Source organism: Pectobacterium sp. PL64 (assembly GCF_022477975.1).
In the GTDB taxonomy this organism is placed as follows: domain Bacteria; phylum Pseudomonadota; class Gammaproteobacteria; order Enterobacterales; family Enterobacteriaceae; genus Pectobacterium; species Pectobacterium jejuense.
The window spans coordinates 2,127,947-2,146,169 of sequence record NZ_CP092070.1 but is presented as its reverse complement, the minus strand read 5'-3'; the positions used below and the strand labels follow the sequence as shown (position 1 = coordinate 2,146,169).

Annotated in this window: 19 protein-coding genes; 9 read left to right on the top strand and 10 right to left on the bottom strand. The window is 57.0% G+C overall.

The window, feature by feature from the left end; genetic code table 11:
- Positions 1–4: 4 nt before the first annotated feature.
- Genes sctS through sctW form a run of 9 tightly spaced genes read right to left on the bottom strand, consistent with a single transcriptional unit; the run spans position 5 to position 8,680 of the window.
- A complete protein-coding gene (gene sctS / locus HP572_RS09490) occupies positions 5–265 on the bottom strand; it encodes a type III secretion system export apparatus subunit SctS (RefSeq protein WP_011093640.1) in 261 nt (86 codons plus the stop codon).
- A 7-nt stretch (positions 266–272) separates the two neighbouring features.
- Complete coding sequence (gene sctR / locus HP572_RS09485) at positions 273–926, bottom strand: type III secretion system export apparatus subunit SctR (protein WP_095994683.1); 654 nt, start codon at positions 924–926, stop codon at positions 273–275.
- Positions 923–2,095, bottom strand: coding sequence for a type III secretion system cytoplasmic ring protein SctQ (sctQ, locus tag HP572_RS09480; protein WP_240585454.1), 1,173 nt, complete (start codon positions 2,093–2,095; stop codon positions 923–925). Before sctQ ends, sctR begins: the two co-directional genes overlap by 4 nt.
- Positions 2,092–2,637 carry a type III secretion system HrpP C-terminal domain-containing protein gene (locus tag HP572_RS09475; protein WP_240585453.1) on the bottom strand — a complete coding sequence of 182 codons (546 nt, stop codon included), beginning with the start codon at positions 2,635–2,637 and terminating at the stop codon, positions 2,092–2,094. The genes sctQ and HP572_RS09475 overlap by 4 nt, the downstream gene beginning before the upstream one ends.
- Positions 2,634–3,071 (bottom strand): type III secretion protein, encoded by a 438-nt coding sequence (locus tag HP572_RS09470; protein ID WP_240585452.1) that lies wholly within the window; start codon positions 3,069–3,071, stop codon positions 2,634–2,636. Before HP572_RS09470 ends, HP572_RS09475 begins: the two co-directional genes overlap by 4 nt.
- A complete protein-coding gene (gene sctN, locus HP572_RS09465) occupies positions 3,061–4,428 on the bottom strand; it encodes a type III secretion system ATPase SctN (RefSeq protein ID WP_240585451.1) in 1,368 nt (455 codons plus the stop codon). The genes HP572_RS09470 and sctN overlap by 11 nt, the downstream gene beginning before the upstream one ends.
- Positions 4,428–5,363 (bottom strand): FHA domain-containing protein, encoded by a 936-nt coding sequence (locus HP572_RS09460; protein ID WP_240585450.1) that lies wholly within the window; start codon positions 5,361–5,363, stop codon positions 4,428–4,430. The genes sctN and HP572_RS09460 overlap by 1 nt, the downstream gene beginning before the upstream one ends.
- Before the next feature lie 9 nt (positions 5,364–5,372).
- Positions 5,373–7,475 carry a type III secretion system export apparatus subunit SctV gene (gene sctV, locus HP572_RS09455; protein WP_240585449.1) on the bottom strand — a complete coding sequence of 701 codons (2,103 nt, stop codon included), beginning with the start codon at positions 7,473–7,475 and terminating at the stop codon, positions 5,373–5,375.
- Positions 7,472–8,680, bottom strand: a complete 1,209-nt coding sequence (gene sctW, locus HP572_RS09450; RefSeq protein WP_240585448.1) for a type III secretion system gatekeeper subunit SctW — start codon at positions 8,678–8,680, stop codon at positions 7,472–7,474. The genes sctV and sctW overlap by 4 nt, the downstream gene beginning before the upstream one ends.
- 327 nt (positions 8,681–9,007) lie before the next feature.
- Between sctW and HP572_RS09445 the strand changes: the two genes are divergently transcribed.
- From HP572_RS09445 to HP572_RS09430, 4 genes are all read left to right on the top strand, one after another.
- Complete coding sequence (locus HP572_RS09445) at positions 9,008–9,553, top strand: RNA polymerase sigma factor (protein WP_014915551.1); 546 nt, start codon at positions 9,008–9,010, stop codon at positions 9,551–9,553.
- A gap of 240 nt (positions 9,554–9,793) precedes the next feature.
- Positions 9,794–11,263, top strand: a complete 1,470-nt coding sequence (locus HP572_RS09440) for a PAS domain S-box protein (protein ID WP_205555018.1) — start codon at positions 9,794–9,796, stop codon at positions 11,261–11,263.
- Positions 11,264–11,299: 36 nt separating this feature from the next.
- Positions 11,300–11,941 (top strand): response regulator transcription factor, encoded by a 642-nt coding sequence (locus tag HP572_RS09435; protein ID WP_240585447.1) that lies wholly within the window; start codon positions 11,300–11,302, stop codon positions 11,939–11,941.
- 369 nt (positions 11,942–12,310) lie between these two features.
- The gene (locus HP572_RS09430; protein WP_240585446.1) at positions 12,311–13,396 is read left to right on the top strand and encodes a sigma 54-interacting transcriptional regulator; all 1,086 of its coding nucleotides are present in this window, start codon (positions 12,311–12,313) and stop codon (positions 13,394–13,396) included.
- Positions 13,397–13,509: 113 nt separating this feature from the next.
- On the opposite strand, the gene HP572_RS09425 is transcribed toward HP572_RS09430, so the two are convergent.
- On the bottom strand, positions 13,510–15,105 hold the full coding sequence (locus HP572_RS09425; RefSeq protein ID WP_205555016.1) for an EAL domain-containing protein: 1,596 nt from the start codon (positions 15,103–15,105) through the stop codon (positions 13,510–13,512).
- Between the two features lie 346 nt (positions 15,106–15,451).
- Here HP572_RS09425 and HP572_RS09420 point away from each other — a divergent pair, with 346 nt between their 5' ends.
- The 5 genes from HP572_RS09420 (at position 15,452) to sctL (ending at position 18,123) form a co-directional block, all read left to right on the top strand.
- Positions 15,452–15,658, top strand: a complete 207-nt coding sequence (locus HP572_RS09420; RefSeq protein ID WP_009112561.1) for an Hrp pili protein HrpA — start codon at positions 15,452–15,454, stop codon at positions 15,656–15,658.
- 68 nt (positions 15,659–15,726) lie between these two features.
- Positions 15,727–16,098 carry an EscI/YscI/HrpB family type III secretion system inner rod protein gene (locus HP572_RS09415; RefSeq protein ID WP_240585445.1) on the top strand — a complete coding sequence of 124 codons (372 nt, stop codon included), beginning with the start codon at positions 15,727–15,729 and terminating at the stop codon, positions 16,096–16,098.
- 6 nt (positions 16,099–16,104) lie between these two features.
- Entirely contained in the window at positions 16,105–16,872 is a 768-nt protein-coding gene (sctJ, locus tag HP572_RS09410; protein WP_240585444.1) for a type III secretion system inner membrane ring lipoprotein SctJ, read from the top strand.
- Positions 16,869–17,486, top strand: coding sequence for a type III secretion protein (locus HP572_RS09405; RefSeq protein WP_240585443.1), 618 nt, complete (start codon positions 16,869–16,871; stop codon positions 17,484–17,486). Before sctJ ends, HP572_RS09405 begins: the two co-directional genes overlap by 4 nt.
- A 37-nt stretch (positions 17,487–17,523) precedes the next feature.
- Positions 17,524–18,123, top strand: coding sequence for a type III secretion system stator protein SctL (gene sctL / locus HP572_RS09400; protein ID WP_240585442.1), 600 nt, complete (start codon positions 17,524–17,526; stop codon positions 18,121–18,123).
- Positions 18,124–18,223: the final 100 nt, after the last annotated feature.

The following is an 18,223-nucleotide window of genomic DNA, read 5'->3' as shown; positions in this document are numbered from 1 at the left end:
GGATTTATACTCCGGTGTGCGCAATCATATTGAATGCGGTGATAGCCAGCTGCATCAGCTCTACGCCAATCCAGCGCCCGCAAAGCGCCAGCGTCAGCCCGACGGAAATCAGTTTGACGGCAAAAGGCAGCGTCTGGTCCTGCAACTGCATTACCGCCTGTAGCAGTGAAATCAGCACACCGACGATCACTGCAACCAGCAGCGGCGGCGCAGAGAGCAGCACGACCATCACCATGGCCTGACGGAAAAGCGTGATTATTTCCATCGTGGCCTCACAGGTAGCTGTAGAACAGGCCGTCCAGCAGTCGCGTCCAGCCGTTGACCAGCACGAACAGCAGCAACTTTAACGGCAGCGAGAGCGTCATCGGCGCGACCATCTGCATCCCCAGCGCCAGCAGCACGTTTGAGACGATGAGGTCGATGACGATAAACGGGATATAGATCAGGAAGCCGATTTTGAATCCAGCCTGTAGCTCCGACAGCACAAAAGCCGGGATCACCAACAGCAGATTCTGCGTGTTCACCTTTTCGGATAGCGACGCAGGCCACATTTGCAGGCTGTTCTCATGCAGGTGGGTGAGGATATCGGGGTCAACGTTGCGCGACATAAAGGCTTGCAGCGGCTCCAGCCCGTAGGTCACGCTGGCCTGAAGCGACGTGATGTCGGTCATATCCAGCGGCTTTTCCTGCACGCGTTTGCTGATGTCCTGAAAGACGGGTGCCATCACAAATAGCGTCGCCGCAAGTGCGATGCCGTACAGCGCCATGTTGGGCGGCACCTGCTGCACCCCGATGGCGTTGCGGGTGATCAGCAGCACAATCGCAATCTTTAGAAAGCAGGTGCAGACAATCATCATCAACGGAATCAGGGAGAGTGCGCCCAGAAAGAGCGCAAACATCAATGGATCGAACGCACCGGAGGTCATGGTGCCAGCTCCGGTTCGGCGGTGTGTTCTTCACCCGCTATCGGTAAAGGCTGTGTTGGTGCGGAAAAACGCTGGGTAATCTGTAGCCCCAGTCGGCCTTCTACATCGACCAGATCGCCGCTCGCCAGTGCGATATCGCCGTGATACAGCCAGGCTTGCCCCGGCACCACGTCGCGCAGCGTCAGCACGCTACCGCTGGCAAGGTGCTGCAATTCTGTCAGCGTCATCGTCAGGTTGCCGCAGCGAATATGTAAGGTGACTGGCAGCGGTGGTAAACTTTTAGTGACGTTGTCACTTAATGGTGTAAGTTCAAGCACTGAGGCCTCTGAGTGGGGATCGGTTAGCATCGTGTCAGTCGCGGACGGGGGCATTGAGACAGTCTCCATGTCAGTAACGGTAAAGGTGTAGGGGGCGAGCTCCGTGAGCTGTAGCGTGCCGCGCAGGCGCAACGTGCTGGCTGACAGCGTTCCCTCGCCAGAGGGGGCAAACCACGGGCGATTGGGCAAAATAAGATCGCCCGTACGCAAACGGCATAACGCGGACAGCGGCAGCACGGCCTCAGCCAGCGTGAGCGGAATCGCGATAGCCATTCCCGCAGGTAGCGTGCGGCGCTGGCGGTGCCAGTCAGCACGGGAAAACAGCGCCAGCCAGACGGCGTCAGCGGCCTGCATCCGGCTGCGTACGGTCATGCCGTTCCAGCTCACGCTGAGCCAGGCGCAGAGCGCAGCGCCTTTGCCGTGTTGTTCTGCTGAATCCTGTTCTTTCTGAGAACGCTCCAGTGGATAGATTTCCCCGACCAGCGCCCGCAGCACGGGGTTAAGCGACTGGTTGTAGAGCGTCCAGTACCATTCCTGTGCCGCGTCATCGTCTTCTGTGAGAGGCAACAGCGGGCAGTCCGACAGCAGGCTGAGCACAGGAAACGGATCGGTCAGTGAGATATCGCCGATATCGCTACGCCAACTGCTGGCCTGCGCGATGGATGATTCCTCTGCCTGCTCATGTGCATTCACCAGTTGAAGATGCAGGCGGCCAGCCAGCCCGTCGCGGGTAAACGGCAGCGCGAGCCCAATGGCCAGCGTTGATCGGATACGAGCGTGCTGCGCGCGCAAGGTTGGCAGCGTTAGCGGTCTGACGTGCAGTGAATGAACGTCGGGTAAATTCGGGCTCATCGCTCATACTCTCTGGCGTCAAAACGCAGGTTTATCGGGCAGTCCAGCGCGCTAGAGAGCGAATGACGGCAGGCTTCACGCCGATCTTTTAACTGGTGGTAGCTTTCCCGGCTGAAACGCAGCGAAATATCCCAGCCCCGCGGCACCAGCGCGGCTAACCGCGCATCGATATCGCCCAACTGCGGCAGTTGCAGGCTGAAGGCAAACGGCGGGGCGCAGATGTTGTCCATCGCCTCAATCAGCTCACATTGCAGCGGTTGCCATTGTGACGGTGTCACATGTTGTGGGCTGTCCGGTGCCTCACTCTGCAACGGCAGCGGGGCATTGACGGGGCCGCCCGGCGCTAAGGCGGCAGGCGACTCCTGATAGAACGCGTCTTCAAAGCCGTCCGAAAACGTGAAGGCTTCCCAGAAATTCCTATGTTGTGGGTCGGGTTGTAGATTGTGTTGCGAATCGTCTGCGCGCGAGGACTTGCCGTGCAGCACCGCCTGCGCGTTCTGCGTCGCCTTAGATTCGGATGACGCAATCTGTCGGTTATTCATACGTGCTCCTGAGGTAACGTAAGCAGATATTCCAGTTTCTCCACCGCCTTCTGACACTGGCGGGTGGTATCTCGGGCGTGATCAACCTGACGCTGCTGGTCGTGGTGTTGCTGCTGCGTGGCCTGCACCTGCTGAGTTTCTGTCGCGATCTCGCCGAGTAAGCGCTGTTCGGCGGCAAGATTTTTTTTCAGGTTTTCCAGCGTTTGGCATTGCCCCTGAGTTTCTCGGGCAAACTGGTCGCGCTGCGTCTGACTGGCCTGTCGCAGCGCCTCGACCTGCTGCTGATGATGGCGTTGTTGCTCCGCAATTCGGATCAGCTGCTGTTCTTCCTGCCGCTGCTGACGCTCGCTGCGGCTTAAGCGCTGGCGGCGTATCGGCATCAGCAGGTTCAACACGGTCTGTAACTCGGCATCGCGTTCGGTGTTATGGGGCATAGCGGCTGACTCCGGCGAGCTGTTGTTGAATCACGCCATACGGCATCGGTTCACGCATCGACTGGCGCAGAAACTGGGTGATTTCTGCCTGAGCGTTGACCGCAGAGTCGGTTAGCACGTCATGGCCAGGCTGGTATTCGCCCAGACGGATCAGCATCTCGACCTGCTTGTAAGCCGCCATCAGACGCCGTACGCCGCCCGCGTTGCGGATGTGATCGGTATCCACGACGTTACTCATGGTGCGGCTCAGGCTGGCCAGCACGTCGATAGCCGGATAGTGCCCCTGTTCCGCCAGCCGTCGAGCGAGCACGATGTGCCCGTCAATCAGCGAACGCACTTCATCGGCGACCGGATCGTTCATGGAATCCTGCTCGATCAGCACGGAATAGAGCGCGGTGATGGCGCCGTCTTCCGTTTGCCCGGCGCGTTCGACCAAGCGCGGTAGCAGCGTATAGACCGACGGTGGCAGCCCGCCACGCCCCTGTGGCTCCCCGAGCGCCAGGCCGATTTCACGCTGGGCGCGGGCGAAACGCGTCAGGGAATCAATAATCAGCAGCACCTGACGGCCTTCGGCACGGTAAGCCTCGGCGATGGCGGTGGCGGTGAACGCCGCGCGGGCGCGTTCCATGCTGCTGCGGTCGGAGGTGGAACAGATCAGCACGGTGCGGCTGCGCAGTTCATCGTCCAGTTCGTGATCGAGAAACTCGCGCAGTTCGCGGCCGCGTTCGCCAATCAGCCCGAAAACGATGGCGTCGCACGGCGTATTACGCGCCAGTTCGGCCAGTAGCGTGGTTTTGCCGCAGCCCGCACCGGCGAAAATGCCGACGCGCTGCCCCTGACCGATGGTCAGCAGGCCATCGACGGCGCGTAGCCCGGTGGGGAGCGGCTGGCTGATGCGTGGTCGGGAGGTCGGCGGTGGGGCATCGCCCAGCACTGGCTGCGTGCGGCCGGCAGCATGACCCGGTTCGACAAACGCGCTCTCGCCGCCGTCCTCCAGCGCACGACCAAATCCGTCCAGCACGCTACCCAGTAAACGTTCCGACACCTGAATGCAGTGCGGCTGATACAGCGGCGTCACGGTGGCACCCTGTGCGATGCCGTCCAGCGCCCCGAGCGCGGAGAGAAAGGTGTTGTCTGGGCTAAATCCCACGACTTCGGCCATCATCTGGCTGTCATCCTGACGGGCCACCCAGCACAGATCGCCTATACGCGCCTGCGGCAGGCTGCACTCCAGCAGGATGCCGCTGACGGCCATGACGCGGCCTTTTTTCTCCACGGGCGCATAGGCTGCCAGATGTTGGCGCTGCTGCGTGACCCACTGGTCCAGCAGCGGAAAAGAAGAAGGTTGTGTCTGCATTACCAGTTCACCGTTATCTGTTGTCTGCCGCTGAATTCAATCTGGTGCTCGTCAATTCTCACCAGACGCAGGTTGTCGATCTCATCGCCGATGAAAAAGCGCTGACCGTCCGCCGTGACGACGTTGGCGCGCGACCCGCTGGTTACCTGAACAATCTGAAACGGCAGTTGCTCCGTTTTCAGCTGCGTGCGGTTATCCACGGATAGCGCGGTTCTATAACGTTGGTGGAGTTGGGCGAGCATCCGTTCCAGCTTTTTTTGATCGTCCGGCGATAATTGTCCGGTGAGCGTGACGCGATCCTGATAAGCCGCCACTTTCACGGCCGTGCTCAGTTCCCGCTCCTGCAACATAATGCGCAGCGTGCTTTCCAACTGTGGCAGGGTGCCGAGCGGTTTGCGGGTATCTTGTGGCGACGGGGCGGCAGGCATCGCGACGCTCTCCTGTAGCTGCCAACTGCCCACCATTACCAGCAGCAACGCGCCGAGCAGCAGGTAACTGGCTTTGGCCCACAGCGGCAGGCGCGGTGCGGGGGCAGGCGCAGGAATCGGTGCAGCGGTATGGACTGGTGATTCATCGGCGGTCATATCAGCAGGAGGAACGTCCTCTTCCGCCGTTGGAGGCGTTTCGCTGTCGTCAGGCCAGGGGGTATCGGCGGCCACAATGCAGAGCCAAATCTGCCCCAGTGCAAACGGCGTGCCGGGCGGCAGAGCGTCAATCTGCTCGACGGTATGGCCTTCTGCATTGCACAACGCGCCATCCTGTGCGTTGAGCGCCCAGCCGTCAGCGGTCTTCTCCAACTGGCCGTGATACGGCGCAATGCCGGGATCGTAAAGCACGAGATCGGCATCATCGGCCGCACCGATGCGCCAGGCGTTTCCGCAGAGCGGCAGCGCCGCACCGCGATGTAAACCAGTCAGCACGCGTAATTCAAACATGGTGTGTTCCTATGCGCTAAAGGGGTCGGGGGAGTCGTAAAGATCGAGACGTCCAATGACGTTGATCGACAGCGTGGATTCCAGTTCGGTGAAGGACAGCACCGGAACGTGGTGAAATTCGTCCTGCAACAACGTGCGCAGCGGGCTGCGTAAATCCTGTGCCACCAGCACCAGACTGCGTTGTGACGAGAGCGGCGGAAACGCCTGCCGTAGCTGACTGAGCAGTGTTGAAGCGTAGTCCTGCGTCAGGGCGAAGAAGGTTTCGTTCTGCGTCTGACGCAGCGCATCACGCAGCAGCTCTTCGCTTTCCGGCGTCAGCAGCCAGACGGCGAGGTTGTTTTCGTCGCTGTACTGGTGGCAGATTTGTGATTTGAGTGCCAGACGCACGTAGTCGGTCAGCGCCAGCGTGTCCCGTTCGTGCTGGCCGACTTCAATCAGCGCTTCGGCGATGGGGCGCACCGACCGCAGCGGCACGCGTTCGGAAGCCAGCCGTTGCAGCACGCTGGCGAAACGCGAGAGCGGCATGATGCGCTGAAGTTCCTGCGCTAACTCCGGCTGCTCGCTCTCCAGCCAGGCCAGAATGGATTTGGTTTCCTGCAAGCCGATGAACTGTGAGCCGGTGCGGTGGATGGCCTGTTCCATGCGTGCCAGAATCAGCTCATCCGCACTCCAGCGCGGCACGTCGTCCGGCTGTTGCGCGACATGTGCGAGCGGCAGCCAGAGCCACTGGCTTTCATCCCGCAGCGTCGGGCCGGGTGTGGCAAGATCAACATCCGTCGGTTCGATTGCACCGCTGGCAACGGCCAGCCGATCGGTGACAAACGTGGCTTTCACGTAGGGAATTTCGTAGACGCAAAACTGAAATTCATCCTCTGCCAGCCGATCGCTAAATTCGATATCAAAGGACGGCAGCGTAAAGCCGAAGCGGTAGACCAGTTTGTTACGCAGGCGGCGAATATTCTGTACCAGCGCCGTCGCCGTTGGCTGCCCTTGCCAGACCGGATGAAACAGCAGCAAATAAGCGCGCGTGGGATTAAAACGCCGCAGATCCTGATAGCCGTTCTGTTCCGCGGGCATATTGTCCGCTTCCAACTGGCTGGCATCTAACTGACCCTGTTGTTTGATGCGCCAGAGCTGAAACAGACCGCTGCCGAGCGATGCCAGGCTGATAGTGACAAACACCAGCGTCGGCATCCCCGGCAGCAGCGCAAAACCAAACATGCCGATGGAAGAGATGATCCACGCTTTGGGCTGGCTGGTGAGCTGTTCGGCAATTTCGCGGCCAATATTGGCATCCACTTTTTGCCCGTCGGCTGAGACGCGCGTGATGATCATCCCGGCGGTCAGCGAGATCAGCAGGGCGGGAATCTGGGCGATCAGCCCGTCGCCGATGGTCAATACCGAGTAAACGTGCATCGCATCGGAGGCGGCCATGTTGTGCTGCAACACACCGATGGCGAAACCACCGATCATGTTGATGAACACGATCACCAGCGACGCAATGGCGTCGCCTTTAACGAACTTCATCGCGCCGTCCATCGCCCCGAACAGCTGACTTTCTTTCGCCAGATTTTCCCGCCGCTGCCGTGCCTGATGGGCTTCGATTAATCCGGCACGCAGATCGCTGTCGATGGACATCTGTTTACCGGGCATCGCATCGAGCGTGAAGCGTGCCGCTACCTCGGCCACGCGTTCGGAGCCTTTGGTGATCACCAGAAAGTTCACCACCGTCAGAATCAGGAAGATAACCAGACCAACCGCCAGATTCCCGCCCACCACGTAGTTACCGAAGGCTTCAACGATATGGCCACCGTCCTGCTGAAGCAGAATCTGGCGCGTGGTGGAAATGGAGATCGCCAATCGAAACATGGTGGTCAGCAGTAGCACCGCCGGAAACGTCGAAAAGGCCAGCGGTTTGGGCAGATACATCGCCAGCACGATCAGCAGAGAAGAGACGCAGATATTGAGCGCGATCAGCACATCGATCAGCCCGGTGGGCAGCGGAATGATCATCATGAAGACGATGGACATCACGATGACTGCGCCAACCACCTCCGAGCGCTGCATCGCGCTCAGCGCAATACGGTTCAGCCAGATAATCAACAGATTCATGGCTGCCCCTTATCCGAGTCGCGCGCATCCTGCTTTTGCCGCGATGCGGGATCACGCTGCGTCAGGTCATCATGCTGCGTGCTTTTGGCCTGCTGTTTCTCATATTGGGCGATATCGCCAATCATGCCGCGTATCAGTTGGAGCGCCGTTTGTCGGTTTTTACTGTCTCGCCACAGCGGATGCGGCAGGTCGCTAACGAGCGGCAGCAGGGCGCTGAAAAACATCGCCTGATGCTGTACCTGCGTACCAGCGACTTCCCGCCCGAGATTATGCAGATCGCGGGCATAGGCGCCGTTGGCGCTCAGACCAATCAGGCGGCGGGTTAGCTCCACGGCACCGAGCGTAAAGGCAGGCACTTTGTTCGCTAACCGAGTAAGCAGCGTCTGGCTGGATGACAGCGTATGGCTCAGGTGGCGAGAGTCATTGAGGTTGCTCAGCATCTTGCTGAGCACGGCTTTCGAAATCGACGGCGTCAGCGAGGCGATATCCGCCGCCAGCGCCCGCTGCAACGTGCGCAACCCAATGGAAAACGTCGCGGCGTCAAAGCGTTCCAGCAGGGAATCCAGCAGCGCGCTGGCCGACTGCTGATGCACGATCTTCTGGTAGTACAGCTCGCGCATCGCCTGCTTTTGTTCCGGCTGGGTGCTGAACAGGGCAATGGCCGTTGCCGTGTTCAGACCAGCCCGGACTTCTGGCCCTTTCTCCTTGTGCAACTGCTGTAACGCACTTTCCGCCGCCGCGGTCAGCTCAGGCTGTTGGGGAGATTGCTGCTGGATGTGGCGCAGCAGGATATCGCCGCGCGCCGGATCGTTGCCCGCGGCTTCCAGCACCGCCTCAAGAGACGGCGAGCCTTGCTGCATCAGCAGGTCGCGCATCCGACTCAATTGCTGATCGAGCGTACTTTGCGACGGGTTTTCCAGCATCCTGAACAGTTCGGTCAGTTTCTCAATCCGTTCGACATTGGCGGTGGCGCGCGCGTCCGGCTGCTGGGCGATGTGGCGTCGGTTCAGCGATTTGCTCCTACGCTCGGCCTGCTCGCCAAACGCCATTGCCACTTCCTCCATCGAGGTGGAGAGCGGCGAACCGGGAGGTGCGTGGTGCGAACTCGTCTGCTGCACCGCAGCCTGCGGCGTGGGATCGTCATCCACCACGACAGGACGCGGCAGGGCGCTGCTAGAGGGAAGAACCGTCGGCATTTTGATCATGATGTCATCCTGAATAAATCGGCTACGTGTCGTGGTGCGAACGTGCAGCGGTATGAATGTATTGCTGTGTGGACGCAGAAAAGAATGGGTTCCCCGACGTGAAGTCATCGGAGCAGGCCGAATTTGATGGCGGATTGGATTAAATGCCGTTCTACTGATTGCAATAACTTGCAATTTCACGCCGCTGGCGTTGGCAATAAGTGGCGTGATAAAAAGCAAAGTGAAAAATAACTGATTTAAAATCAGTGTGATAAAAAACTTTTCGGGCTGGCACAAGGCTTGCTCTTCCGTTTTTGCCAATGAGGCACAACAACGGAGAGTCAGCTAATGGAAATGTCTACCCTGAAACACATCGAACAGACCCCTTCGCTTTACCCAGCGTTATCTGTCGATTGGGAACAGGTGTTTCGTCAACACGGAAAGAAATTGCATAACTTTATCCGCAAGCGCGTCAGCAACCATGACGACGTGGAGGATTTACAGCAAATGACCTATCTGGAAGTGCTCAAACATCAGGATAAATTTGCGGGAGCATCGCGGCCGGAGACGTGGGTATTCGGTATTGCCCTCAACCTGGTTCGCAATTATTTCAAGCAGGCACGCCAGCGCGCTCAGGAAATGGGCGATGAGATGCTGGAACATATCGCGATAGAACTCGATCCCGGTGCTATCACCGAAAGTCAGCGGTCCTTGAAACGCGCGATGGATGCCATCGTCTCACTGCCTGAAGATACCCGTCAGATGCTGATGCAATTGCTGGATACCGATGCCAGCTATCAGGATCTCGCGTTGCAGTTGGAGATCCCGATCGGTACGGTGCGGTCGCGGCTGTCTCGTGCCCGAGGTGTGATCCGTCAGGCTGTTGAATCCTGACGGCATTTCACGGGACGAAAGGACGCGCCTGCACCCGCCGTTTTTCACTGACTGAGTTGGTAACCGCGTTATTTCTTATGGCGGTTGCCGTTCAGTTCGTGGTCGCACGCCGTGATATTAGGTCGCATTGATGCCGTTGCAGGGTTCCCTGTCCATCTTCTGGAATGTTGAGACGCCGTATTGCGCTACCTGCACGGCGGGTGGCTGCACAATAGTCTTAATTCAAATAAGGAGATGGCAATGATGTTCACCCAACCTTTTCGTTCTGATGAGAAAACCAAAGCCCCCGAGCTTGAACTGGTGGATTTTGCATTTGGCCGCATCAAGGACGCGATTTATATCGTCAACGAAGACCAGCGTTTTTGTTACGTCAATGAAGCCGCCAGCCAGACGCTGGGCTACAGCATTACGGAATTCATGCATTTGAGCGTTGCCGATATCGATCCCGACTGGGTCGCAGAGCATAGCTCGCCCGACTGGTTTCATGAATATGCATTGGGCGGCGGCACCACGTTTGAAACCAAGCACCTCACCCGCAATGGCATGACGATTCCGGTCGAGGTCAATCTCACGCATTTCCAACACAGAGGACGTAGCTACAACATGTGTGTAGTCAGAGATATCAGGGAACGTAAACATATCGAGCAGTTGGCTTACGCGCGAGAGCAGGAATTTCGCGCGCTGGTGGAGAACACGCCGGATTTGATTATCCGCTTTGATGCCAACCTGAACTGCCTGTACGCCAACCCCGCCAGTCTGAAACATCTGGATTTCACCGTAGAGCAACTTCAGGGCCGTATGATTACGGAATTGATGCCCGGCGTGGGCTGTGCGATCCGCATAGAGCAGCTGGTGCGGCTGGTTGTCGATACCCGCAGCAGTGCAGAAGGTGAAGTCATGGAAGAGTTGGGGAGAGGTGAGCAGCGTCACCATCATATTCACCATATTCGCTGTGTGCCTGAGTTCGATCAGCACGGCGCGCTGGTGTCCATTCTGACCGTCGGACGGGACATTACGGCGATTCGCTATGCGGAGAAGAAACTGGCCGATTCGCATATGCAACTGCGTTTATTGGCGCGTCAGCGTGAGATTTCACGCGAAGAAGAGCGTAAGCATATCGCACAGGAAATTCACGATGAGCTGGGGCAACACCTGACCACGATGCGCATGAGCCTGTCGCTCATGCGCATGTGCTTTGCCAAGGAAAACCCAGATATGCAGACGCATTTGCAAAAGCTGATGCAGCTGACTGACCAAACGATCCAGGTGGTGCGTAACGTTTCGACCCGGCTCAGGCCGAATGTACTGAATATGGGGCTGACGCCTGCGCTGGAATGGCTGTGTGACGAATTTAACCGGCACTACAGCGCAACCTGTCTTCTGCGAACGTTGGGAGAACCGCTGGTGCTCAATGACGAGAGCACCACAGCGGCCTTCCGCGTCGTGCAGGAGTCGTTGACTAACGTGGCGCGCTACGCCGCTGCCACGCAGGTAATCATTACGCTGGATAACCAGCAGGACTGCGTGGTGCTGTGCACCAAGGACAACGGTAAAGGTTTTGATTCCCGCGCTAAAAATAAAAATGCTTTCGGACTCATGAGCATGAAAGAACGCGGACGGATGCTGGGAGGCGAAGTGGTTATAGACAGCGCGCCCGGCAAAGGCACGTTGGTGCAGCTAACGTTTCCTAAAAATGGCTATACCCGTTAACCGCGGGATAAGAATAACGAAAGGAAGAAATGAGCGATGGGCAAACCAATACGTTTAATGATCGCCGACGATCACGTCATCATGCGTGAAGGTCTCAAGCAGATCTTTGCGCTGGATGACTCGCTGAGCGTCGTCGCCGAAGCGGGAAATGGTGCACAGGTACTGGCGCAGCTGCGCAGCGTGATCCCTGACTTGCTGCTGCTGGATATGTCAATGCCTGGCATCAGCGGTGAAGCGCTGATTTCACGCGTGGTGGCGCAATATCCACGTCTGCCGATTCTGGTGCTCAGCATGTATAGCGAAGCGCAAATTGCGCAGCATGCGTTGAAGAGTGGCGCCAGAGGTTACATCACCAAAGATAAAGACCCGGAAGCGCTGCTGTCGGCGATCCGACGCGTGGCGCAGGGCGCTCGCTATATCGACCATACGATTGCCGAGCAGTTGGTGTTTTCCCATTACACGGAGGGTGACCGAGCCGCGCACGATGTGCTGACGGCCAGAGAGCACCAAATCATGATTATGTTTGCGCAGGGGATGGGCATTAACGCCATCGCCAATGAGCTGGCTATCAGCAACAAAACGGTCAGCACCCATAAAGCGCGTCTGATGGAGAAAATGCAGTTCAGCACCAATGTGGAAATTGTGAAGTATGTCGTGAGTAAGAAGCTCATTCCCTAGCGGTGGGAATGCGCTGTGCGAAAAATAACAGATAAAAGGGATTCAACAGTCGGTGAGTCCCTTTTGCTGAAACTTACATTTTCCTGACGATATCTTTTCGTTTTCCTGCTAATTGTTCAGGAAAGTAACAGACTGTTTTTGCTTATATTGGCCGTTTTTTGTAGGCATTTCCCTACAAATTCCTCTGGAATTCCTACCTGATGTTCAGCGATGCCTGATGGTTTCATTATTCAATGGCAGTAATGCTTATCATCGTTCTACTGGAGAGGTATTGGTCGACGTTATGCGGAGAAACGCGACAGATGCACGGTAGAGCACCACGTTATGGAAGGCAGTCAGTTAGCCCCGTCTGGGCTTCAGGAGTAGTTAATGAGTTATTATTACCATCAGGACAGACAGCACGCTTCTTTGTTAGTGCATTCGTTATCAGAGCATTCACCATTAGCGCCTTCATCATTAGAAAAGCCCTCATTAGAAAACGTTCGGTCATCAGCAGACTATTTCCCGCCATCGTCGGGACATTCCACACACACAGCCGATGATATTCATTCATCGCTCTCACCCATCATTAATGTTATTGCGCCTCTCAATGTCGACATCGTGCTGGAAGGTGAAACCGGTACGGGCAAAGACACGTTGGCGAACCGCATTCATCAACTTTCTCGATGCAGCGGTCCGCTGGTGGCGGTGAACTGCGCCGCCGTGCCGGAAAATCTGGCCGAAAGTGAGCTGTTTGGCGTGGTCTCGGGCGCCTATACTGGCGCGAACCGCTCCCGCGCCGGGTATCTGGAAAGTGCAGATAAGGGAATACTGTTTCTGGATGAGATCGACAGTATGCCCATGACGCTGCAAGCCAAGATGCTGCGCGTGCTGGAAAGCCGTGGCGTAAAGCGGCTGGGAAGCACCCAGTTCACGCCCGTGGATATGCGCGTGATTGTGGCGACGCAAACGCCGCTGCTGCAACTGGTGGAAAAAGGGCTGTTTCGCCGCGATCTCTATTTCCGTCTGGATACCGTAAAGATTCAACTGCCAACACTGCGTTCCCGCAGCGATCTCATTCTGCCGCTGTTTCAGCGTTTTAGTCAGGAAGCTGCTGTGCGCCTGAAAATGACGCTGCCGCCGCTGACGGCAGACATTTACGAACAGCTGCTGACCCACAGCTGGCCAGGCAATATCCGCGAGCTGAAAGCGGCGGCGGATCGCTGGGCGCTGGGGTTGTCGCCCTTGGCGAAAATCCAGCCGCTGCTGCACCCGCGTCCTTTGCAGTTGAAAGATCGCTTAAAGCGGATTGAAAAATTTCTGATTCAGGATGCGCTGCGCCGCCACGACCACTGCATTGACGATGTGATTGTGGAGCTGGGGATCCCCAAGCGGACGCTTTATCACCGCCTGAAAGTGCTCAACGTGACGGCGCGAGAGATGTGCGCAGGGGGCGGGGAAGCCTGTCAGGCATGAGGGCTGACTATCCGCCGTTTACCGATCGGGATGCGGTAGCCAATGACGGCAGGCCGACTTTTGCCAGTCGGCCTGCTTTCAGGTTACACCGCCTCTATTTACCTCGTTTCTGTCTACACCGTTTCCGTCGGCATTTTTTCTATCGGCGGGCACGGATAGTGATGGATATCCGGTAGATCGTGTAATGCGACGGCCTTACTGAAATACCATCCTTGCATAATCGCCGACGGGCACTGTTGCAGGATGTAGGCGGCTTGCTCGCGCGTTTCCACTCCTTCGATGATCACCGGGACGTCGAGTTTTTTGATAAGAGTGAATAACAGATCGGCCATGGCGGCATTAACCGTGTCCGTGCCGATAGCGTCGACAAAAATCTTGTCGATCTTGATCATATCGAACGGTAAATGGCTCAGATAATCGAGGTTGGAATAGCCCGTGCCGAAATCATCAAGCGCGATCTTATAGCCCGAGCGCCGTAGCGCCTCAAGGCCATCAGCCAGCGTCTTGTGGGACGTGCTTGACCGCTCGGTGAGTTCCAGCATGACGCGGGTTTTATCGATCGCCAATTCATCACACATTTGCTGTAGGAAGCGATGATAATCCGGCGAAATGATGTCGGAGACGGACAGATTAATACTCAGGAGAAAGGGCGTGTCCTGCGTGAGGTACGGCTGCATGTCACGCAGCGCCTGACGCGTAATGATGCGGGTTAGCTCATCTGAGTAGCCCATTTTTTCAGCCGCGCTGATAAAAAACTCTGGCGAAACGTTGTCGCCACGCTCGTTTTTCCAACGCGCCAGCGCCTCTACGCCAATAATGGTGCGCTGTGGCAGGCTGATCAGCGGCTGATAATGTACCTGAAACCGCTGGTGTTTGATCGCGCGTTTTAGCTGTGAGGGTAAAGCATGGTGCCGATCGTAGTAGAGTTGGTAGGACAGGGAAAAACTGGTCCCGAGGATCGCCCCGACAAAAAACAGCGCAGCGATGATGTACCACGGGCGATACAGGATGCCGGCAGAATCCAACTGAGCCAACACGCAGACATTCAGCGTCGCCGCGCAGAAAAACGTCTGGCGTTTTCCCATGGTCAACCACCCGTTACTCTCATGCCGTTTCTCCTTGAACATCGGGAAGTCGATGTTGCCAAAGGTCTGATAGATATGCCCCAGATTACGCGTGAGCAGCATCGCGCTGTATTCGGCGGGTGGCTGAGTGAAATGACGAAATGCGGCGGCAGCGGTGACCGTGACGACATCGTTAAGGCTCGCCATATCTGCGGTAATACGCGGATCCACCACATCTTTCATCGCGGTCCACAGCTGTACACCTTCATCGGTCGTCAGGTTCGGCGGTAACAGATAAATGGGTGGGGTGAGGATGCCCCAGCCCGCGGAACAGATGAGATAGTTGTTCTTGATTCGCCCGATATCTCGTAGATAGACGGAGTAAAAGGAGAGCAGGCGTAATTCTTTCAGATCGGCGATGGAGCAAGGCGTGTTATTTAGCGTCAGCACGCGGTCAATGGTTTCCCGGCTTTCCCGGGCGACGGCGGTGCCTTGTTCGAGCACGTCCTGGCTATAGTGCTGCAGCTGCGTTTGTTCCAGCCTAGATAAAATTCCCTGACCAATAAACAGCGCCAGCAATGCGCTGGCAAACGAAATCAAAATAAGTCTGAACCACAATCCGGTGTTGGTAGTTAAGGTGAGCATAGCGACCATTTGGCAGCGTGACGGGAATAGTACGGCATGGGTTCAAATATCGCATCCTTGCCAGTTGCACAGCATAAAAACGTTCCTGAAAATCAGAAACAACGTACGGCCTTTCGGTCAGGTAACAACGCTTTCTATTATTCTAAAAGAAAATCCATAATGCCTAACGGCCGGAAACACAGAGAAAACTAGGCTAGTTCTTCCCCTCGCATCGTTATTGCCGAAAGAATTTCCTTTCCGTTGGAACTCACTGACCCGCACTCCCACTTAATGAATGAACAAGATGACTGTATGTACAGCATGACAGTTCACTACCGTAAACATTCATCATATTTGGAGATATATCATGGCTTTAGGACTTTCTCAGGTTGCATCTCAGGCGGCTTCTCAGACTCTGGATACCGCGATGGCCGGTTCTCTGACTCGTGCTGCGGGCGCTCAGGCACAGAAAATTGCGCTGGATACGGAAAACTCCATTCTGGATGGTCAGATGGATTCCGCGTCCAAATCACTGAACTCCGGGCAGAAAGCGGCGAAAGCCATCCAGTTCTGATCGTGATGCAACGAGCCGGAGCCTTGCTCCGGCTTTATTTTTATCCCGTCCGCGATGGAATCCACACCATGAAAATCAACCACGCTACTACGCTGCCCCAGCCGGGGGATGCACCGCTGGCGGACAACAGCACGTCTTTTTCCTCTTCTGCCACGAATCAGGATGTGTCCTGGTTTAGCGCAGCGCTGTCGTCGACACCGATGACGGCAGAAAGCGGCAACAGTCAGTGGCTGGGCGCGCTGGCGGAAAAATCTCAGGGATTGAACGGCGTTTTTAAATCCGCCGAACGCGATGTGAGCCAGTCGATGCGTTCCAATAATCCAAAGGATGTATTGGATGCGACCCGAACGCTGTCGTCGTTCTATCTGGAAAGTCTGCTGAGCGCCAAACTGGTGGCGAAAAGTGTGCAAAGTCTGGAAAAACTCACCAACTTACAGTAGCGGCCTATGAAAATCGATAAGCGAGTGTTTCTTCTGCTGATCGGGCTATTGGCTGGCTGTGGCGAGCCAATTGAGCTGAATCGCGGGCTGTCGGAGAACGATGCCAACGAAGCGATTTCGATGCTCGGCCGCTATCAGATCGGCGCGGAGAAACGGGTGGACAAAACCGGCGTCACGCTGGTGATCGATGCAAAAAACATGGAACGTGCCGTCAATATTCTGAATGCGGCGGGTTTACCGAAGCAATCGCGTACCAATCTGGGTGAGGTCTTTCAGAAAAGTGGCGTGATCTCGACGCCGCTGGAGGAGCGCGCCCGCTATATCTACGCCCTGTCGCAGGAAGTGGAGGCGACGCTGGCGCAGATCGACGGTGTGCTGGTGGCGCGGGTGCATGTGGTGCTGCCCGAGCGTATTGCCCCCGGCGAGCCGGTTCAGCCCGCCTCGGCGGCGGTGTTTATCAAATATCGTGCCGAGCTGGAGCCCGATGGGATGGAGCAGCGCATCCGCCGTATGGTCGCGAGCAGCATTCCCGGCCTGTCTGGCAAAGATGATAAAGAACTGGCAATTGTCTTTGTTCCGGCGGAACCGTATCAGGACACGATCCCCGTGGTCACGCTGGGGCCGTTTACGCTCACGCCGGATGAGATGCGACGCTGGCAGTGGAGCGCGGGGCTGTTCGGTCTGCTGCTGGCTGGGCTATTAGGCTGGCGCGTTGGCACGCCTTACCTGCGACAGTGGCAGCAGAAAAAAGCGGGGGCGTCGTCGTCACCATGACCACACAAGCGCAAAGCCAGCAGCATGAGTCGGGCGAACTCACACCGCTTGCCTGGCTGATCTGGTGGGCAGAGGACTGCCTGTTACAAGCCGATCCCAGTTGGTGGAACGGGAAGGTGACATTACCCGATGCGCCGCGGCGTCGCGATTGGCTGCATGTGAACGCTGTGCAGCTTCATCGCCATTTTTCTCTGCCGCTGGTGCTGCCGCCGGATCCGCTTGCCTCACTGATGCAAATGGGGGCGCTGGATACGGCGCAGCGGGAAACGGTATTGCGCCTGATGGCACGGGTGTGTCAGCCCGTGCGTAATCCGGATCGTTCGGACGCGGAGGGCATATGGTGCGAGCGGCTGGCAAAGGCGCTGCGGCCGGGCTTATGGCTACCGTCAGCGGTCACTTTTTCTGCTTTCTCGTCGACGTCACCCGACGCGAGACATCAGGATGCGCTGACGCTGCTGCGCATTCGCTATGGTGAAACGTGCTGGCCGCGTCTGCGGCTGCTTTTTCCTCACGATGGGGCCTGTGCTTGCCATGCCCCGACGATGTCATTGCCCGCCGCCCGGCTGAATGCGCTGTGCGATGCCCTGATTTGGAAGGCATCGACCCCCACATAACCCTCCTCATTTCTATTCATTTTGCTAAGGACGAAGCATGCTGACGACGAAGACGTTTGCGACATTACCCGGCGGCAGTCGGGATGAAACGGTGATTATTCCGGCGGAGCGCGTCGCGGCGCACCGTCGTAGCCGGACACTCTGGGAAGAAGCCAATGCGCAGGCCGATACGATTGTGGCACAGGCACACGAACGTGCCCGAACGCTCGGTGAGCAGGCGGTTGAACAGGCAGAAGCGGAATTCTGGCAGCAGGCAAGCGCGCTATTGCAGGGTGTTCAACAAGATCGAATGGATCTGGAAAAGATCATGATTACGCAAGCCGGACAGCTGCTGCGCGATGCGCTGGCGCATTTGCTGGATAAAACGCCCGCACCGTCGCGCCATCACGCTTTACTGCGGCAGTTGCTGAAGCAACAGCAGGGAGAAAGTCGGGGAACGCTGTATTGCCATCCCGCCCAGCTTGCTGATGTACAACACTGGCTGGATGAACATACACATCTTGAGTGGCGTCTCGCCAGCGATGACGCGCTTGATAACGATGCTATGAAGCTGATTACCGCACATGGCGTGATGTCGCTGAGCTGGCGGCAGGCGACGGCGCAACTGCTTCCTCCTGAGTATCCCGCCGCAATATAAAATCATCGCCTGCCATTGGGAACTGCATGCTGGGGTTAACCACTCACTATTGAGTCAATGACGAGAACGTTTAGGTTTACGACCAAAAGTTCTCGTCAAC